Origin of the sequence: Psychrosphaera aestuarii (genome assembly GCF_017948405.1) — a bacterium.
Lineage (GTDB): Bacteria > Pseudomonadota > Gammaproteobacteria > Enterobacterales > Alteromonadaceae > Psychrosphaera > Psychrosphaera aestuarii.
This window is the reverse complement of record NZ_CP072844.1, coordinates 1,563,918-1,582,327: the sequence shown is the minus strand read 5'-3', so window position 1 is coordinate 1,582,327 and position 18,410 is coordinate 1,563,918. Positions and strand designations below refer to the sequence as shown.

16 protein-coding genes and 4 tRNA genes are annotated in these 18,410 nt (G+C 40.7%); 5 read left to right on the top strand and 15 right to left on the bottom strand.

Annotation, left to right across the window (positions count from 1 at the left end):
• Nucleotides 1-4: 4 nt before the first annotated feature.
• The 7 genes from J9318_RS07265 to dnaQ all read right to left on the bottom strand — a co-directional run bounded on the left by J9318_RS07265 (nt 5) and on the right by dnaQ (nt 4,360).
• Nucleotides 5-1,384, bottom strand: a complete 1,380-nt coding sequence (locus J9318_RS07265) for an amidohydrolase (RefSeq protein WP_210559293.1) — start codon at nt 1,382-1,384, stop codon at nt 5-7.
• Nucleotides 1,385-1,672: 288 nt separating this feature from the next.
• Nucleotides 1,673-1,749, bottom strand: a tRNA-Asp gene (locus tag J9318_RS07260).
• Between the two features lie 20 nt (nt 1,750-1,769).
• Nucleotides 1,770-1,846 (bottom strand) — tRNA-Asp (locus J9318_RS07255).
• Nucleotides 1,847-1,871: 25 nt separating this feature from the next.
• Nucleotides 1,872-1,948, bottom strand: a tRNA-Asp gene (locus J9318_RS07250).
• A 37-nt stretch (nt 1,949-1,985) separates the two neighbouring features.
• A tRNA-Asp gene (locus tag J9318_RS07245) sits at nt 1,986-2,062 on the bottom strand.
• Nucleotides 2,063-2,171: 109 nt separating this feature from the next.
• On the bottom strand, nt 2,172-3,584 hold the full coding sequence (locus tag J9318_RS07240) for a TIGR03503 family protein (protein ID WP_210559292.1): 1,413 nt from the start codon (nt 3,582-3,584) through the stop codon (nt 2,172-2,174).
• 65 nt (nt 3,585-3,649) lie between these two features.
• On the bottom strand, nt 3,650-4,360 hold the full coding sequence (gene dnaQ / locus J9318_RS07235; protein WP_210559291.1) for a DNA polymerase III subunit epsilon: 711 nt from the start codon (nt 4,358-4,360) through the stop codon (nt 3,650-3,652).
• Between the two features lie 82 nt (nt 4,361-4,442).
• Here dnaQ and rnhA point away from each other — a divergent pair, with 82 nt between their 5' ends.
• Nucleotides 4,443-4,904 carry a ribonuclease HI gene (rnhA, locus tag J9318_RS07230; RefSeq protein WP_210559290.1) on the top strand — a complete coding sequence of 154 codons (462 nt, stop codon included), beginning with the start codon at nt 4,443-4,445 and terminating at the stop codon, nt 4,902-4,904.
• A gap of 118 nt (nt 4,905-5,022) precedes the next feature.
• On the opposite strand, the gene J9318_RS07225 is transcribed toward rnhA, so the two are convergent.
• The 8 genes from J9318_RS07225 to J9318_RS07190 all read right to left on the bottom strand — a co-directional run bounded on the left by J9318_RS07225 (nt 5,023) and on the right by J9318_RS07190 (nt 13,423).
• A complete protein-coding gene (locus tag J9318_RS07225) occupies nt 5,023-5,883 on the bottom strand; it encodes a DMT family transporter (protein ID WP_210559289.1) in 861 nt (286 codons plus the stop codon).
• Nucleotides 5,884-5,987: 104 nt separating this feature from the next.
• Nucleotides 5,988-7,226, bottom strand: coding sequence for an ABC transporter permease (locus tag J9318_RS07220; protein WP_210559288.1), 1,239 nt, complete (start codon nt 7,224-7,226; stop codon nt 5,988-5,990).
• Nucleotides 7,219-8,409 carry an efflux RND transporter periplasmic adaptor subunit gene (locus tag J9318_RS07215; protein ID WP_244731591.1) on the bottom strand — a complete coding sequence of 397 codons (1,191 nt, stop codon included), beginning with the start codon at nt 8,407-8,409 and terminating at the stop codon, nt 7,219-7,221. The genes J9318_RS07220 and J9318_RS07215 overlap by 8 nt, the downstream gene beginning before the upstream one ends.
• Nucleotides 8,409-9,413, bottom strand: coding sequence for an HlyD family secretion protein (locus tag J9318_RS07210; protein ID WP_210559287.1), 1,005 nt, complete (start codon nt 9,411-9,413; stop codon nt 8,409-8,411). Before J9318_RS07210 ends, J9318_RS07215 begins: the two co-directional genes overlap by 1 nt.
• Entirely contained in the window at nt 9,410-10,366 is a 957-nt protein-coding gene (locus tag J9318_RS07205; protein WP_210559286.1) for an HlyD family secretion protein, read from the bottom strand. Before J9318_RS07205 ends, J9318_RS07210 begins: the two co-directional genes overlap by 4 nt.
• Nucleotides 10,359-11,054 (bottom strand): ABC transporter ATP-binding protein, encoded by a 696-nt coding sequence (locus J9318_RS07200; RefSeq protein WP_210559285.1) that lies wholly within the window; start codon nt 11,052-11,054, stop codon nt 10,359-10,361. Before J9318_RS07200 ends, J9318_RS07205 begins: the two co-directional genes overlap by 8 nt.
• 65 nt (nt 11,055-11,119) lie before the next feature.
• Nucleotides 11,120-11,788, bottom strand: a complete 669-nt coding sequence (locus J9318_RS07195) for an SRPBCC family protein (protein WP_210559284.1) — start codon at nt 11,786-11,788, stop codon at nt 11,120-11,122.
• A gap of 114 nt (nt 11,789-11,902) precedes the next feature.
• Complete coding sequence (locus J9318_RS07190; RefSeq protein WP_210559283.1) at nt 11,903-13,423, bottom strand: fumarate hydratase; 1,521 nt, start codon at nt 13,421-13,423, stop codon at nt 11,903-11,905.
• 227 nt (nt 13,424-13,650) lie between these two features.
• Here J9318_RS07190 and pabB point away from each other — a divergent pair, with 227 nt between their 5' ends.
• From pabB to J9318_RS07170, 4 genes are all read left to right on the top strand, one after another.
• Nucleotides 13,651-15,048, top strand: a complete 1,398-nt coding sequence (gene pabB, locus J9318_RS07185) for an aminodeoxychorismate synthase component I (protein ID WP_210559282.1) — start codon at nt 13,651-13,653, stop codon at nt 15,046-15,048.
• Nucleotides 15,049-15,085: 37 nt separating this feature from the next.
• Complete coding sequence (locus J9318_RS07180; RefSeq protein ID WP_210559281.1) at nt 15,086-15,667, top strand: CoA pyrophosphatase; 582 nt, start codon at nt 15,086-15,088, stop codon at nt 15,665-15,667.
• A gap of 83 nt (nt 15,668-15,750) precedes the next feature.
• Nucleotides 15,751-17,127 carry an L-serine ammonia-lyase gene (locus tag J9318_RS07175; RefSeq protein WP_210559280.1) on the top strand — a complete coding sequence of 459 codons (1,377 nt, stop codon included), beginning with the start codon at nt 15,751-15,753 and terminating at the stop codon, nt 17,125-17,127.
• A 70-nt stretch (nt 17,128-17,197) separates the two neighbouring features.
• On the top strand, nt 17,198-18,397 hold the full coding sequence (locus tag J9318_RS07170; protein WP_210559279.1) for an aminotransferase class V-fold PLP-dependent enzyme: 1,200 nt from the start codon (nt 17,198-17,200) through the stop codon (nt 18,395-18,397).
• Nucleotides 18,398-18,410 lie beyond the last annotated feature (13 nt).

The window sequence follows — 18,410 nt, the reverse complement described above, 5'->3', positions numbered from 1 at the left end:
CTCCTTATTGCTGACCTAGTAAAAAGTCGCTCTTCGCTTTGTAAGCATCGTCGTTTGCGTCAAATACTTTTGCGCCATCAACAAATACCTGCTCTGCTATTGCATATGAGCTAAACGGGCTTTGATTCCAAATGACAACATCGCCCGCCTTGCCTTTTTCTAAAGAGCCGGTTTTGTTTTCGATACCAAGTGATTTCGCCGCGTTGTAAGTTATCCACTTAATAGCATCGGCTTCGGTAAGCTCAAAACCATTTTCATTGGCTCGATACATTACTTTTGCTGCTTCTTGGTTAAGACGCTGAATACTTGTTCCTGAATCGGAGTGAACAATTGCACAGGAGTTTTTGAACGAATCAACCACGGCAACATTCTCTAGTATCATGTCGTAAGCTTCCATCTTGAAACCCCACCAATCTGGCCACATTGCTGCACAGTTGCCGTTCTCAGCCAACAAATCACCAATTTTGTAGGCTTCAATTGCGTGATGGAATGTGCCCGAGTGATAATTAAACTCTTTACCAAGATCAATCATCATCGCCATTTCTTCTGCTTTATAGCAATGGTTATGAATTTTAATATCACCGTCTAATACACCTTTTAGCGTATCTAGTGTTAAGTCTCTAGCAGGCGCTTCTGGGTTTTTACCCGCTTGATAGTCGCGTTCATACTTTTCCCATGCACGTTTATACTCTTCGGCATCTGCCCAAGCTTGGCGATACCCAGCCATGTTGCCCATTCGAGTTGATGGAGAAATACTTTTGCTGCCATAAACACGCTTCGGGTTTTCACCACAAGCCATTTTTAAACCATATGGTGCGTCTGGGAATTTCATTCCTTGCATAGTATGTGAAGGAACATTTTTTAAGGTCACACCTCGACCGCCTATTAAATTGGCAGAGCCTGGTAACAATTGAAGTGTTGTGATACCACCTGCACGTGCAGCTTCAAAACCTGGGTCTTGTGGCCACACTGAATGTTCTGCCCAAACTTCAGCAGTTACTGGCGCTGTTGCTTCGTTACCATCGCTGTGCGATTCAACACTTGGCGATGGATAAACGCCTAAATGTGAATGAACGTCAATTATTCCAGGTGTTACCCATTTACCTTTACCGTCGATAACGGTGGCACTACCATGCTCTATATCAGCACCTACTGCAGAAATTTTGCCGTCTACTAGCAATACATCTGAGTTTTCTAATAATTCACCTGTGCCTGTTAACACGGTTGCGCCTTTAATTAAGGTCGTCATTTGTGTCATCGGTTGGTAGGTACTTGGATATGGATTCGGATCGATTTCTACTTTCGGATCTTGTGCTTCAATGCCCGTACACCCGGCAAGAATAGCTGAAGCAATCAAGGTCGTACTAAATGCGATTTTACGCATGGCAGTTTCCTCTTGTTATTATTAAATCTAGTTATTTTTATAGGTATAACATAATTAAAAAATTGATGTAATGAAACAAGAAAAATACGTTCAGTGACGGGTTTTAGCTAACAAAAGTTAAATGTCACATTTAAGGATTTAAGGATTTAAGGATTTAAGGATTTAAGGAATTAACATAAATTAAATGTTACTGCATAGATAGATATCAAAATTTGAAGTGCGGTTTATCTGAATATGGAGATGGGTTCTTTATTCGGGATAAAATAAAGTTTATCGATTTCATCAAAGTGGCGGAACGGACGAGACTCGAACTCGCGACCCCCGGCGTGACAGGCCGGTATTCTAACCAACTGAACTACCGCTCCAGCCTTGATGACATTATAGATGGCGGAACGGACGAGACTCGAACTCGCGACCCCCGGCGTGACAGGCCGGTATTCTAACCAACTGAACTACCGCTCCAATCTATAATATTTTGTAAACTAAGTGGCGGAACGGACGAGACTCGAACTCGCGACCCCCGGCGTGACAGGCCGGTATTCTAACCAACTGAACTACCGCTCCAGCTTAGTTTACTTATTTAGCATTGCACAAGTGATGTTGGCGGAACGGACGAGACTCGAACTCGCGACCCCCGGCGTGACAGGCCGGTATTCTAACCAACTGAACTACCGCTCCGTTGCTTATCACTTGTTGTCAGCTTTGCTAAACAACGGCGCGAATATTAAAGTTTGAAATCACTACCGTCAACACCTTTTTGTAAAAAAGTGATTCTTTTGCTTAGTTTCTAATCATCTGGCAAAGAAAGGTCTAAAATATCATCAGAACCTTCTTGTTTTGGTGCTTTTTCACTCACTTTTTCTTTATTTTCTTTATCGCCTTTTTCCGCATCTTTTGCTTTCTTTTTAAATTTTATTAATTTAAGTGGATTTGGGATTGAGTTTTTAAGAACGAAGATCCATATAAATAAGAAGCCAACAATTAAAATAACTAAATTAAGTATTACAATTAGCGCAACAGGCACTGGTTCCTCAACAGGCTCCTGGGAGAGCGAGTCGTTAGACTGGTTAGTCTCGGTTAGTATATTTTCTGCGGTAACTGCATTATCCTGTTCACTACCCGCTCCACTAGATTCTGCAACTATAGGATCAGGTATTTCAGTCGCAAAAGTGAAAGATGGTGGCGACAGCACAAACTCTCGGCCCGATTTATCTACACCAAACACATCTGTCTTTACTTCAAACTGACCGTAATCCGCTTGAAACAAACTCAACTCTCGGCTTTGTTTTTCATTTAAATGAAATGTTTCAACATCGCCATTGGGGTAAGTTATTGTTCCTTGAAATACCAGTGAGTCATTATCGAGATAAGTTTCATCTGCCGCTATGGTTACATAATGATATTTTTCGTCGCCTTCGGCCTTGACCACAGAAAAGCTAATTGGTGAGGGTAAAACCGTAATTTCCTCTTGAACTAATTCCCTAGTGAACAACTCAGCATTTGCTCTAAATTTCGGCGTCCATTGACCAACTTCACAGTTAAAGTCATATTGTACGGTAAACTCTCCATCTCTTGGACGTTCATCTAAGACACGACCGTCATCGAAAAACTCCCCTAAGGTGTATATGCCAGCACCAAAGTTTTCTAAGGTTGAGTCGTTAGTAGAGTATAAATAGGCACGTAAACGCACTACATCGCGAAGTGCGGGATCTTTTATAAGGGCACTAGCATTAGTAATATTTGCTTTGGCCTTGATCCGCTCTGTTTGAAAAACTTGTTTAGGCAGTGATTGAACAATAAGCTGTACGTCTGATAAGACGAGTATTTTACTGGTATCTTCTATTCGACCTAATGCTTGCCAAGGACCTGGCATAGGATTTTTTAGCCTGATTAAGTCGTAACTAACATCGGCATGCCAGTCTACCTCGCCTGTCTCAGCTGCCGTTACATATATTTTAGAGCCGTCCGGTCTAACTAATACAACGGGTGATGACCCGTGTTTTCGAAATAAAAGCAACAATAGCTCGTCAACTTCATAGTCAATTCTAAATCTATTATTTAATAGCTTTATTTGATTTTGCCCTTTGAAGTTTTTTAACATTTCTAGCGTTGGTTGGGCTTCTGCCTTTAAGGGGTTAACAACCTTTGGTAGCGCAGCACCTGGCATAGCCGAAACGGTGTAGCTCAGCAAAAAAGTCAATATAAAAAGACTTTTCACTTTTTGGAAAATGGACGAAAAGGTAAAGCCTTTATGTCTAGTGTTTTTTAATGTTGAGACGTTCGCCACAATGGTGTACCACCTTCTTTTTCTATTATGTCTAACCTTGACTGATGTTCTTGTAATTCTGTGTCTGTAGCCTGTACTACCTTTAGGTGTCTAATTTGAGTCTGCACTGTACCGCTCGCATCAAACTGCTGAGCTTTTAATTGGTGTGCGAGATCCATGGCTACCTGACCACCAGTCATACGTAAATAGACATCAGCTAGTATCTCGGAGTCGAGCAATGCGCCATGTAACATTCGATGAGAGTTATCGATTTCATATCTTCTACATAATGCATCTAAACTGTTTTTTTGGCCTGGGTGCTTATCACGAGCCATTACAAGGGTATCGACTACTGCGCAAAATTCTGAAGTTTGTGTCCAGTCTTGCCACAAAATACCAAACTCATTATCCATATGCCCAATATCAAAAGGTGCATTATGAATAACTAACTCTGCGCCTCGAATATAATCAAAAAATTCATCGGCGATATCTCTGAACAAAGGTTTTCCTCTCAGAAACTCATTAGTAATGCCGTGGACACCTATGGCTTCATCTTCAATTTCACGTTGAGGATCGATATAAACGTGAAAGTTATTTCCGGTTAATCGGCGATTGACCATCTCGATACAACCGATTTCAATAATTCGGTGTCCCGCTCTCGGGTCGATACCGGTCGTTTCTGTATCTAAAATAATTTGTCGTTTAGCCATGGTTTACTATGTTCTATGCAAATGATACTTAGAGTATACTCTGTAATTAAAAATAAAATCACCCATTAGGATCAATGAGTTTATGAAATCCGTACAACTTTTTACAGACGGTTCTTGTCTAGGAAATCCGGGACCCGGCGGATACGGTGCGTTATTAATTTATAATGGCCATAAAAAAGAATTGAAACAAGGCTATAAAAACACGACCAACAACCGCATGGAATTACTTGCAGTTATCAAAGGTTTAGAAGCATTAAGCCAGCCTTGTAAAATAGATATCACTACAGATAGTAACTATGTTAAAGACGGCATAACAAAGTGGATTAAAAACTGGAAGCGTAACGGCTGGAAAACAGCATCAAAGCAGCCCGTTAAAAATGTAGATTTGTGGAAAGCATTGGACAACGCGGTTCAGGATCACACGATTGCTTGGCATTGGGTAAAAGGCCATAGCGGACATACTGAAAATGAAATCGTCGATGACCTAGCCAGGGCCGCAGCTGAGTCTTCAGATTTGTTAGTGGATGAAGGGTTTGTCGGTTAAACGCATATAAGGGTAATGACTACAATAGTATTAAGGAGCACAGCATTAAAAGCCTGCTCCTTACTTTTGGACAAGTAACAATTTTCTAAACAAGGCAAATCATTGCTTCTAATTATACCTAACCAAGCTCTTGCTTTTTGCTCAAACTATTACTTACTACGGCACCAAGAACAATCAAGCTAGCCGCAATAACAATGGATAGTGTTAGATCACTAAAACCAAACAAAAACAAAGCTAGCGATGCAATAACCGGCGTACCAAAACTAAAAGACGCAATCCAGGACTGGTTACCTTTTTTCATCCCTATGTCCCATAAATAGAAAGCACCACCTGTCGGTCCAATACCTATCAAAATAACCATTACCAGTTCAGTTGTAGTAAGGTCCCAAACACCAGATTCAAATATTAAGTGGCAGGCCAGTGATATTATCGCCACTACTAATGCCACCCATGATATGTCTTCGACGTCACTTGCCGATTTAGATAAAAACCAAGAGTAATTGGCCCAAATAACCGCGCACGCTGCCGCACAAAGATAACCGACTAAGGCTTGTTCGCTATTAGTTTGAGCTGTTTCCAAACCACCAGCAATCATTACAATAGTACCTGCAAAGCCGATGACACCGCCTAGTATTGCAAAACGTTTATTACCTTTGCTGGCAACCATGACACCTAACATTAAAGGCCATAAATAAATTATTAGGGTTGCTTGAATTGGTGGAGCAAATCGAAGAGCTAGAAAATAAAGTATATGAAAACCAAATAAGCCTACAACGCCTACTGCCCATTGGTTTACATTCATGGAAGGCATCTTTAATAGCGGTTCTCGGGATATAAGCCGTTTAAAATAGACTAACGATGCCGCAATTGAAAAACAGATAAATAATAACTGAAAAGGTGGAATACGATTAGTAAAAACACTTAACGCTGCTAACATACCCCACATAAAAATAGCTATAAAGCCAGCTAACGTCGCCATTTTCACTCCTAACAAAAAAATAAGTGCGCATAGTAACGGATGTAAATTAAATTACTATGCTAAATTAAAATCGACCGCTACTTTACGGCCGATTTTCCTTATATTTAGTCAGAGTGTAGTGCCTCAATAGGATTTAGTCTTGAGGCTTTAATCGCTGGGAATGCCCCAAATGACACGCCAACCACCATACAAATGCCTAACGACAGAACGATAGCCGACATTGACCACGTTACCGCCCATTGCGAATAAAAGCCGATAATTTCAGAGAGTAACAAACCAAATACGACACCAAGCACACCTCCTAAAAAAGAAATCACAAAGCTTTCCGTAATGAATTGCATCTTAATGTCTTGTTTTGTGGCTCCCACAGCACGTAACAAGCCAATTTCTTTAGTACGTTCTAACACGTTAGCCAGCATTATATTCATGATGCCAATCCCGCCAACGAGTAATGATATCCCGGCCACACATGCCATTACGATGTTAAAGATCTGTTGAGTTTGTTCTTGTTGAGCCAGCAATTCCGATGGGATCAATAAGTCGTAATCTACAACACCACTGTGACGGGCCGATAACAATTGTGAAATGGCCTTGGACGCTAAAATTGGGCTATATGTCTTTTCAATGGAAACTTTAATTACATCAAGTTCACTGGCCAATTTATCTGAGCTAAATTTCTTCAAGCTTGTTGATAATGGGATAAAGACACGATTTCTATCTCCCCCCAACTTTACTCCTTGAAACTCATCTTTGTTTAATTGCGGTGCTTGCAATACACCTATCACTTCTAACCAGACATGGTTTAGCTTTAAAAGTTGTCCAACCGCTTGCCCATTTGGGAACAAAGCTTTTGCCACGTCAGCTCCAAGGACAGCGACTTGTGAGACTTTTTTAATATCATTAACATCAATAACTCGGCCTTGACTAAGAGACAGGTTCGCTAACTGAAAGTATGTTTCATTTACGCCCACTGCTACTGCATCAGACTTACCCTCTTGACTATATAAAGAGTGAGTTTCGATATATTTTTCAACAGTAAAACCAGTTACAAATGGTAAGGTTGCATTAATCGCAGCAACATCCGATTTAGTCAAACCGAGCGAATCTTGACGAACTTCTTTTAATTCATCTGAGTTAAACTGTTTGCCTTGAATAATTAAATTGTTCACACCCATAGAGTCAATGAGTTTAAGTGCTTCTTTTTCTGCACCATCACCAATATTTAACATGGCGATAACGGCGCCAACACCAAATATCATGCCTAGTAAAGTCAGTAATGTTCTTAATTTCTGTGACGCCAACTCTGCAATTGCATCAAGCATTAACACTTTAAACTTATCCATTTTTTTGACCCTCTGGAATACTTAGAGCAATTTCATCTCCCTCTGACAAACCTGATACAACTTCTACGAGATAGAGGTTTTTCACCCCGGTTTCTACTATTTGTTTGATAAAAGCATTTCCTTTTTTCAAGTAGACATAATTGTTGCCATCTTCATTGTGAATAGCTTGAATAGGTGCTGCAACTACGGCTGGGTAGTTTTCAACTTGAATGTTTGCTTTCATTTTACGACCGGGTCTAAAAACTTCATCTCCAGCTTGTTCTAATCCAACGGTCACTTCAAAATATTTAACCGGGCTTCCGCGCTCTATAGTTCGTGCAAAGCCGGATACTTCTATAATTGTTCCGTAAAAACGTTCGTCAGGCAGTGCATCAAGAGTCATTTCCACATGTTGACCTTTTGCTAATCCAATTGCTTCTTTTTCAAGAACAAATAAACGTGCCAGCATCTTTTCTAAGTTGGGTATTTTGGCAATTGTTCGCCCCGGAAAAACGGTATCACCGACATTTGATGACTCACCTCGCCAATTCTTTTCGAATACTAAAAGGCCATCAAAGGGAGCTCTAACTTCTAGTAAGGCAAGTGCTTGTTGGTGCTGTTTTAGTTTAGCGTTATGGCCTTGTTTTCGAATATCCAGTACTTCAACCGCACTTTGATTTTGCGATTGAATACTGCCCTGTTTCCAATCTAAAAACTCATCTTTTGCACTTAAGAAATCAGTATTTTCCATTGACTCTATGATTTCTAACTGGGAGTAAATACGCAAATCATCTATCGTAAAGCTCTTCGCAAAATCAAACTCCTGACCAACAAGTTCTTTTTCTGCAGTAAGTTCAGTTTCTAATTGACTTTTTTCGGCAGACTTACGTAATACGTCTTTTTCTATAAGTGCGATATCCAATTGCTCTTTTCTTGAGTCTATGCTGAGCTGTTCGCCGTCAAACTTGGCAATTAGCTCACCTTTTTTCACTTCTTTATATTCCTCTGCTAACCAGGCAATTGTCATAGGTTGACGTCCAGGCGAGCTTATTTTTTTTGCTGATGCCGCCTCGAGCTCACCACTCGCAGGAACCACAACATCTAGCGATGATTTAACCACCTTGTAAGTCGGTACTGTGTCTTGTTGCTCCGAACAACCAATGTTAAGCACCGCCCACATCAGAATTCCAATTCGCCATTTCATCACACTTCTCCTTGTGTGCTAATGCCTGATGTAAGTTCCACTTTTACTTTCATTCCTGGTCTCATGATTTTTGGATCAACACTTTCAATATCAATAATGACATCAAAAACTATTTTCGGGTTTCTATTTGATTTATTTTTATACGATTGGCCTAAGGTTGTAATTTTGCCGACAAATGGCAACTCGGGATAAGCATCCAACGTTATTTTTACTTCGTTACCAACTCGTACTTTCGTCGTGTCAGGCTCATCAAACTGGGCTTGAATCGCGATTTTATCCAGTGATGGTATGGTTAATACTCGTCGCCCCTGCCAAATTGACTCACCGACGGCAGGCTTTTCACCATTTTGTTCCGTGACATACATAACAATGCCATCTTTAGGAGCCTTAACATTTAATAATGCAATTTCATCCTTGATGCGATTTACTTCAAGGGTAAGTCGATTAATTTGGGCATCAGACACTTCTTGATTAACTACTTTGCTAGCGAAATAGTTGCTAAGGCGCTGTTCTGTTTGATCTAATATCGCAGTGGCAATTTCATATTGCTTTATTTGTCGCTCTTTTTCTAATCGGGAACGCGACGCATCGACAATTTCCGCTTTGCGTTTTTCTTTATCGTGGTTCATTTGTGCTTCTGCTTTAGCGAGCTTTAGGTCTTGAAGTGTTTGCTCTTGCATCAAATCTGACTGTTCTCTTTCCTTGATAGCGGCATCAAGTTCACTTTGCTTGCTCATTAAGTCGTTTCGTAATTGCATAGGGTCAAATCGAACTACAATATCGCCTTGTTTAACTTTGCTGTTCTCTTTGGCTAGATATTGAATTTTGTATTGCCACATTCTAGAAACGCTAGGTGGAGAAATAGTGGCGGAGTCGGTAGATATCAATGTTCCTGTTGCTGATAAAGGGGTAACAAGGTTGTTACTCTGTTCCGTTTCCTGTTGTGAGCCGCAAGCCGCTAACAAGAATGGTGCGATAACTGCAATAGTCGTAAGTAGTCTCATTTGTTTTCCTCAACAACAACCTGAACACTCATACCCGGTAACAATTCTACTTCTGGCTGTTCGTTAAAGCTAAGATATAGACGGTGATAAGCGCTGTTGCTCCACATTTCTTTTTTTTCCGATTGGCTTGCTATAGAAGATATAACGCCTTGATATTGTTTATTAGGAAATGCATCAAGTTTTAAACTTGCGGTATCACCCTCGCTAATTTTATTCACATCAATTTCATGAACCCAAGCTTGCACCCGATAGCTACCTTGCCCTTGCACCAACATTGCTTTCATCGACTGCTGTAACATTGAGCCCGCAGTAATCTTCTCTCCGTTCCAAGGATGCATCATGTGGGTAACTTGGCCTGTAATTTGAGCAGTAACCGACGCTCGCTCTAGCGTCTTTTGTTGGTAAGCTAAATTTTCTTGTATTTTTGTAATGTTAATATTTTGTTTTACCAACTCTAGTTCTTTTTCTTTTATTTTTACTGCGAGGTTTTGTTCTGCACGAATTTTTCCAAGGAGTGCACGCTCAAGATCAAGTTGATACTTACCTTTGTCATATTTGCTAACATCAGTAGACACAACTGATGCGTTTATCTTAGCTTTTTCAACTTCTAGATTTGCTATTTTTAATTGCCCTTCAGCATTAACCACGGCTTGTTGCAGATCTAATTTTTTCTTTTTTAGCACTAATTGCTCGGCGGCAAGACGTTCCTCACTTTGCTTAATTTGTGACTTAATCGAGCCTGAGTCAAAAACAGCAATCAAATCACCTTCGTTTGCAATGGTGCCTTCCTCATGCATCCATTGAATTTGAATCTGCCAGCGATCGGTTCTAGGTGCCGATACAATTTGTTTTTCTAGCGAAGCAATCTCTCCGGTAAGTAACACCGGCTCTGCCAACAAGTCCGTAGGTAGGGACAATGACAATAGTAAAATGATGATTAAACGTTTAGACATTACTCACTTCTCCATCATTTGACTCGATACTTAACACTCGCCCATCTTTCATTCTAACCACTCGTTGCGCATAAGCAGCAATATCGTCTTCGTGCGTCACCATGACGATGGTTTGACCTTGCTTATGTAACGCTGTTAGTAACGACATGATCTCTTCTGATGTTTTACTATCTAAGTTACCCGTAGGCTCATCGGCTAATATAACGGTCGGCTCATTAATAAGCGCCCGGGCAATGGCAACACGTTGACGCTGACCACCGGACATTTCGAAGGGCTTGTGAAACATTCTGTGTTCCAATCCAACTTTTATTAATAAGGCTTTGGCTTTTTCCGTTGCTTCTTCATCTGAGATATTGGAGTATCGAGTGGGTAATTTAACGTTCCCTACCGCATCTAGTTTTGGTAGTAAATGAAAGGTTTGAAATATGAATCCTATATGTTCATTTCGAACTTTCGATAAATCCTCATCGCTCATTAGCGCAACATTTTCACCGTTTAGGTAATATTCGCCGTGAGTAGGTGTATCTAAACAGCCAAGAATGTTCATTAGTGTTGACTTACCAGAACCAGAGCTGCCCATAAAAGCGACAAACTCATTTTCTTTCACCTCTAATGATACTCCGTTAAGGGCTTTTACTACTTCATCACCATTACGAAATGACTTTTCTATATTGTTTATTTTTAGCATGACTTCCTGCTGTCAAAGATGACATATCTTAATTACGCTAAGATATTACGCCGTGGTCACTAAGTCTACGAAGGTGGTCGTGTTTTCTTGTTAATCAGTTGTAACAAAGCATTAATGTCTTTGCGTACTGACTTTTCGAGTCGAGTGTTGATCATTGATGGCGATACACTGCCACCAAACTCTGTATGCATATAAATAGATAGCTGGGTTTGATGCTCACTTATCGGCGAAAGCGAGTAGTCAATTGTTGACATCGCTCTAACGAGTTTTTCATTCTGTACTAATTGATCTAGTTCGCCCGAGTAGGGTTTCAAGGATATTAAAACGGGATTATTTTCTTTGTTTTCATCAAAACTGTTTTCATTTGAGTCCAAAATTAATCCGGTAGCTGTTGCCGTCGCGCCTTTTACAGCCACATCAAAAATCAGGTCTCTGTCGGATAATGGCCAAGGCATATTAATAACCGTATAAACGATTTGATGTCGCGAATCTAATTTAGCTAACACTTTTGACGATTTGCACCTAAGTTGCCATTGCCAACAAGCATTACCGCCATGAAAAAACGGCAACACATTTTGAATTGGAGCATCAATAGTTACATTAGCTGAAACAGCTAGGAATTCTGAATTATGTGCTGGCTGTGTAACGACGTCTAAATTCTCCGTTTTTGCAGTAAAAGCAATAACCAGAATAACTAAATAAGCGAATAACCTTCCAAACAGCTTAATGTGCATACTTTGTACCCCGCCATAAACAAAAAGCCAGTCACATTGGGGTAACTGGCTTTTTTATTCGGCATATTAACTTATCAATAAAATATCAAAAGTAAGGTTGTTTAAACATTTACGTTACTTTTTGTTCATCTCAGCAATTTTACCTTTCCACATCGCAGGGCCAGTCACATGTACGTTATTTCCCGTACTATCAACCGCCACAGATACAGGCATATCTTCTACTTCAAATTCGTATATTGCTTCCATTCCTAAGTCTTCAAACGCCACAACTCTCGACTTTTTAATCGCTTTTGAAACTAAATAGGCTGCTCCACCAACGGCCATTAAATAAACAGAACCGTGTTTCGCTATTGACTCAACAGTAGCAGGACCTCGTTCGGCCTTACCAATCATTCCCATTAAACCAGTTTCGCCTAACATAAGGTCTGTAAACTTATCCATTCGTGTGGCGGTAGTCGGTCCTGCAGGGCCAACGACTTCATTACCAACAGCATCTACTGGACCAACGTAATAGATAAATCTGCCATTAAAGTCGACACCTTCAGGCAAACCTTCACCTTTATCCAGCATGTCTTTGATGCGCTTATGCGCCGCATCTCGGCCCGTCAATATTTTTCCGCTTAGTAAAACTGTATCGCCCGCTTTCCAGGTCGACACTTCTTCTTTCGTTATGCTATCAACATTAACGCGACGAACATTTTTCCCCATTTCCCAAGTTACTTCCGGCCAATCTTCTAATTTAGGCGGTGTAAGTTTAGCTGGACCACTGCCGTCTAAATGAAAGTGTACGTGACGAGTTGCTGCACAATTTGGGATCATAACAACAGGTTTTGACGCGGCATGCGTTGGGCAAGATTTAACTTTAATATCAACAACGGTTGTTAATCCACCAAGACCTTGAGCACCGATACCTAAATCATTCACTGCTTTTAATAGGTCTAAACGTAATTGCTCGTCTGAGGTTTCCGCGCCTTTTTCGATAAGATCTTGAATATCAACTGGATCCATTAAGGATTCTTTAGCCATAACTGCTGCTTTTTCTGCTGTGCCGCCAATGCCTATTCCTAACATACCTGGTGGACACCAGCCTGCACCCATAGTCGGTAACGTTTTAGTAACCCACTCAACAATATCGTCAGATGGATTTAACATTACCATTTTTGATTTATTTTCAGAACCACCGCCTTTTGCAGCAATCATGACTTCGATACCTGCGCCAGGCACCATTTCGACGTGCACAACCGAAGGCGTATTGTCTTTTGTATTTTTTCGTGCGCCGTTTGGATCAGCAACAATTGATGCTCTTAACGGGTTTTCCGGATTCAAATATGCACGACGAGTGCCTTCATCAACCATCTCCTGCACTGTCATGTCGGTTTTGTCCCATTGCACAGCCATACCGATTTTTACAAAGCAAGTTACTATTCCAGTATCTTGACAGATAGGACGATGCCCTTCTGCAGACATTCGGGAATTAATTAAAATTTGAGCCATCGCATCTTTAGCAGCTGGATTCTGTTCTTTGTGATAAGCCTTTTCAACAGCTTGAACATAATCAAGTGGATGGTAGTAAGACATGTACTGCAATGAGTCTGCAATACTATCGATTAAGTCTTGTTGGCGAATAACCGTCATAGCGACCTCTAATTATTTTGATATGATTTTGTAAACAAAACGTATTGTTTATTGTCGTCGAGTTTGGCAAAGATTCAATAATTGATCATGATTACTGAAAATTAATATTGATAATGATACTCTTCTGGCCCATTGAAACCAACAAATAAACCAGCAATTTTTAAGTTAACTGTATAATTTTGTTGGCCTATAGTTTAATTGAATTCTAAATAAGTTAATCAAACCTAATGTCGCATTCTCTTTTTCGAAAAAATTTACTTTTGTCTGAGCCTGACTTTCAGCAACTCTTGTCTCGGTTGCAGCAAAAGCCTTCGTTTATTATTCTCGACAGCGCTAATGCCGAACAAGGTGCTAAAGCATTTAGTTTATGCGTATGGCAACCGAGTGTGCTGTTTAAGACAACCGGCAATTTGACCCAAATAATTAAGCAAGATGGAGAATCAAAAACATCTTTAGAGGACCCCCTTGAACTGATCAACCAAGAGCTAGAAAAGCTGACTGTTGATAGCTCAGAGGATTTACCGTTTTGTGGTGGCGCACTGGGTTATTGGGGTTACGAATTAGGTGGCCGCTTTGAAGCCATGCCCCAACCAAAGCCTCATGATATTACCTTACCAGATATGTTTGTTGGGATTTACCACAGCGGCATTATATTTAACCACAGCAATGATCAAATTGAGTTTTTTAGTCAATCACAAACAGCCAATAAAGACTTTGCAGAGTTGCAGGCGTTAATTGCTGAAATTGCGTCAACAACGTCGAAAGAGAAACTAGAGGCGAAATTTGAATTAACCAGCCCTTGGTTATCGAATATGACATTTGCCGATTATCAACATAAATTTGGCAAGGTAAAGTCGTATTTAGCCTCTGGTGATTGTTATCAAATTAACCTAGCACAACGTTTTGACGCCAATTATAGTGGCTGTGAATGGCAAGCATATTTAGCACTAAGAGCGTCAAATAAAGCGCCTTTTTCAAGTTTTATTCGATTAGAGGAAGGCGCTGTGCTCAGTCTGTCTCCAGAACGTTTTTTGCAGGTCAAAAACCGGGAAGTTGAAACTAAGCCAATTAAAGGCACCCGCCCTCGCAGTAATAATCACTTGTTAGACGAACAAATGTCGATGGACTTAGCAACGGCAGAAAAAGACCGTGCAGAAAACTTGATGATTGTTGATTTGTTGCGAAACGATATTGCCAAAGTGTCTAAGCCCGGCACAGTTAAAGTACCTAAAATTTTTGAGATTGAAAGTTACCCCGCTGTACATCATTTGGTGAGTACCATAACCTCAACACTAAAAGACTCTGCCAGTTCGTTAGACTTGCTACGTGGGGCATTCCCTGGTGGCTCTATAACTGGTGCACCCAAAATAAGTGCGATGCGAATCATTCATGAGCTCGAACCGCACCCGAGGAGTGTTTACTGTGGCTCGGTAGGCTATATCCGACCAAACGGCGATATGGATACTAATATAACCATTAGAACACTAGTCTGTAACAACAATAAGATATATTGTTGGGCTGGAGGTGGCTTAGTTGCTGATTCTGTCTGTGAAGATGAGTATCAAGAAACATTAGACAAAGTAAATAAAATATTGCCTATTCTCAATAACCTCAAGAACGATTGATTAATAAACTACCAGCAATAAGGTGAATGACAGAAAAATGAGCCCTGAAGAGTTCGCATCTCGCTTATGTTTACGTCCTTTTGAACAAAAGTACGAAGCCGACTATGGTCGATTTGGCCCTGCCGAACCATTAAAAAGAGCGGCGGTGTTAATTCCCGTTATAGAGCGAGCTCAAGGACTACATATCCTACTTACTCAACGTGCAAATCATTTGCGAAACCATCCCGGACAAATTAGTTTTCCCGGTGGCAAACACGATGAAACAGACGACACCTTAAAAGATACTGCGATTCGAGAAAGTGAAGAAGAAATAGGCTTAGACACTCGAAAAATTCAACCTTTAGGTTGGTTACCCGAACTTCATACAGTGAGTCATTTTACTATGTCACCCTTAGTTGCTTTGGTAGATGGAGCACAAGAGTTTGTTGCAAATGAAGGAGAAGTTAGTGATATTTTTGAAATCCCGCTTTCGTACCTTTTACAGCGCAAGCATCAATTTTATTTAACTCCAAACTGGCAAGGCAAGCCTCATAAAATTCACTTTATACGTTATGAAAACAAGCTTATCTGGGGTGCCACCGCTGCAATCTTACAAAAACTTATCCGCCATATCGAATAAGTTATTCTCATGTGTATGATGGTGTGAATAATAACAAACTGAGTTACAATCTATTTATCGTTTTCTAAAAATAGAAAAATATAATGTTAAGTGTTTTTGATATGTTCAGTATCGGCATTGGGCCGAGCAGTTCACATACCGTTGGGCCGATGCGCGCAGCAAAAGAATTTGCCGATTTAATAAAAGAACAAGGTGTGCTTGAACAAGTAACAAGCATACAAACAGAGTTATTTGGCTCTTTAGGTCAAACTGGAATTGGCCATGGCTCTGGTAAAGCGGTTATTTTAGGCCTACTTGGTGATGAGCCAGAAAGCATTGACCCAGATACGGTAGCAACAAAGTTAGCTCACATCGAGTCTAGTCAAACCTTACTTTTATTAGGTAAACAATCTATCGATTTTCCTAGTAAAAATGCCATCATTTTTCATCGCCGGAAAACATTACCATTGCACTCAAACGGCATGACATTAACGGCTAAAAGTGGCAACAGCATCCTATTAAGTCAGACGTATTATTCCATTGGTGGTGGTTTTATTGTTAAACATGAAGACTTTGAACTTCAAAAAGAAACCGCCCAACAGCAAGTCGAATCACAACCAGTACCTTACCCTTTTTCAACAGGCGCAGAACTGCTAGAAATGTGTCAACGTGATGGTGTTAGCATTCCTGGCTTAATGATGGCCAATGAGAAAGTTTGGCTTGATGAAAATGTGGTCCGCAAGCAACTGGTTGAACTTTGGAACGTAATGGAAGCCTGCATCGATCGCGGTATTCGTACTGAAGGCATATTACCTGGAGGCTTAAAGGTACGCCGTCGAGCTCCGGCTTTGCACAGAAAACTATCTAGCGAACAATCGAACGACCCGTTAACTGTTATGGATTGGGTAAACCTTTTTGCGCTCGCTGTAAATGAAGAAAATGCCGATGGTGGTCGCGTCGTAACTGCGCCAACAAACGGCGCTGCAGGCATTATTCCGGCAGTACTAATGTATTACCATAAGTTTGTTAAACCTTTAAACGAAGACTTAATTGTCCGTTATTTATTAACAGCAGGTGCGATTGGCATCTTATACAAAAAGAACGCTTCTATATCAGGTGCTGAAGTGGGTTGTCAGGGAGAGGTTGGCGTAGCTTGCTCAATGGCGGCCGGCGCGTTAGCCGAAATTCAAGGTGCCAGCGTTGAACAAGTTGAAAATGCAGCAGAAATTGGTATGGAACATAATTTAGGTTTAACGTGCGACCCAGTTGGTGGGTTGGTGCAAGTGCCATGTATTGAGCGGAATGCGATGGGATCAATCAAAGCCATTAATGCCGCTCGTTTAGCGCTTCGTGGTAGTGGTGGCCAGAAAGTCTCTCTCGATAAGGTTATCAAAACCATGTGGGATACTGGTAACGATATGAAATCCAAATACAAAGAAACCGCTAGAGGTGGTTTAGCGGTTAATATAATCGAGTGTTAATTTTTACGCCCTTATAAAATTCGGGTAAACTAGGTTCATCTTAGTTTGCCCTTTTTTATGTCTGTTATTTATGAGCCTAAAGAAACATTTCCCTTTTTTTGCAAACAATCCAGATTTGATCTATTTGGACAGTGCTGCCACAACTCAAAAGCCGAAATCTGTCATCGAAGCAATGTCAGTTTTTTACAGCTGTAATAACGTCAATGTTCACCGAGGCTCCTATCAAGCTGCTAAAAATACAACGGCTCAATATGAACAGGCTCGAAGTGCGGTTGCAAATTTTATTGGTGCCGGCTCCCCATCTAACATAGTTTGGACTAAAGGTACTACTGACTCTATCAATTTAGTCGCTCAAAGCTGGGCAATGCACCACCTTATGCCTGGCGATGGTATTGTGGTGTTGGCATCTGAACATCACGCCAATTTTGTGCCGTGGCAACAATTGGCTATGCAAAAGCAGCTTAAACTACACATTATTGAATTAACATCTACCGGGCAAATAGATCTTTGCCAATACCAAGAAGTCTTATTAACAAAACCAAAACTAGTTGCGGTTCAGCACGTATCAAACGCACTGGGAAGTATTTATCCAGTAGCGAAAATGGTTGAGTTAGCCAATGAAGTTGGTGCGACGACCCTAGTTGATGGCGCACAGGCTGTTGCTCACCTACCAATTGACGTGAGCGTATTAAACTGCGATTTTTATGCCTTTTCGGGTCATAAACTTTATGGTCCAACAGGAATTGGCGTTTTATATATTGCCGAACGTAAAAAGGCTGAAATGCATCCAGTTCAGTTTGGTGGAGAAATGATCACGCAAGTATCAAGGGATAAAACGTCGTTTAGACCAATTCCTGCGTTATTGGAAACTGGCACACCAAATATTGCCGGTGTTATTGGTCTTAAAGCCGCATTGGATTTTGTGAACAGCGAACTGTACCAAACTCAACATAGTCATATTGACGACTTATATAAAGCGCTCCTTAACCAACTAAAATCAATCGATAACATAACGCTATATGGTGATTTGACTGCCAATGTTGGGGTTGTTTCATTTACTTTAAACGATGAATCAGTCGCTGATGTTGGTATGCTGTTAGACCAACAACAAATTGCAGTTCGTTGTGGCCACCATTGCGCAATGCCACTCATGCAGGCGCTCGGTACAGACGGTACAATCCGAGTATCATTGGCTGTTTATAATGAACTAAATGACGTAAACCAGTTCGTAAAAGCCCTTAAAAACACCATAGAATTATTAGATATATAAAACAAGTAGAGCA

Excerpts from the sequence above, each read along its gene's own strand:
- J9318_RS07265 (WP_210559293.1), bottom strand. The coding sequence starts at position 1,384 with ATGCGTAAAATCGCATTTAGTACGACCTTGATTGCTTCAGCTATTCTT.
- dnaQ (WP_210559291.1), bottom strand. The coding sequence starts at position 4,360 with ATGGCTAAACGACAAATTATTTTAGATACAGAAACGACCGGTATCGAC.
- rnhA (WP_210559290.1), top strand. The coding sequence starts at position 4,443 with ATGAAATCCGTACAACTTTTTACAGACGGTTCTTGTCTAGGAAATCCG.
- J9318_RS07225 (WP_210559289.1), bottom strand. The coding sequence starts at position 5,883 with ATGGCGACGTTAGCTGGCTTTATAGCTATTTTTATGTGGGGTATGTTA.
- J9318_RS07220 (WP_210559288.1), bottom strand. The coding sequence starts at position 7,226 with ATGGATAAGTTTAAAGTGTTAATGCTTGATGCAATTGCAGAGTTGGCG.
- J9318_RS07215 (WP_244731591.1), bottom strand. The coding sequence starts at position 8,409 with ATGAAATGGCGAATTGGAATTCTGATGTGGGCGGTGCTTAACATTGGT.
- J9318_RS07210 (WP_210559287.1), bottom strand. The coding sequence starts at position 9,413 with ATGAGACTACTTACGACTATTGCAGTTATCGCACCATTCTTGTTAGCG.
- J9318_RS07205 (WP_210559286.1), bottom strand. The coding sequence starts at position 10,366 with ATGTCTAAACGTTTAATCATCATTTTACTATTGTCATTGTCCCTACCT.
- J9318_RS07200 (WP_210559285.1), bottom strand. The coding sequence starts at position 11,054 with ATGCTAAAAATAAACAATATAGAAAAGTCATTTCGTAATGGTGATGAA.
- J9318_RS07195 (WP_210559284.1), bottom strand. The coding sequence starts at position 11,788 with ATGCACATTAAGCTGTTTGGAAGGTTATTCGCTTATTTAGTTATTCTG.
- J9318_RS07190 (WP_210559283.1), bottom strand. The coding sequence starts at position 13,423 with ATGACGGTTATTCGCCAACAAGACTTAATCGATAGTATTGCAGACTCA.
- pabB (WP_210559282.1), top strand. The coding sequence starts at position 13,651 with ATGTCGCATTCTCTTTTTCGAAAAAATTTACTTTTGTCTGAGCCTGAC.
- J9318_RS07180 (WP_210559281.1), top strand. The coding sequence starts at position 15,086 with ATGAGCCCTGAAGAGTTCGCATCTCGCTTATGTTTACGTCCTTTTGAA.
- J9318_RS07175 (WP_210559280.1), top strand. The coding sequence starts at position 15,751 with ATGTTAAGTGTTTTTGATATGTTCAGTATCGGCATTGGGCCGAGCAGT.
- J9318_RS07170 (WP_210559279.1), top strand. The coding sequence starts at position 17,198 with ATGAGCCTAAAGAAACATTTCCCTTTTTTTGCAAACAATCCAGATTTG.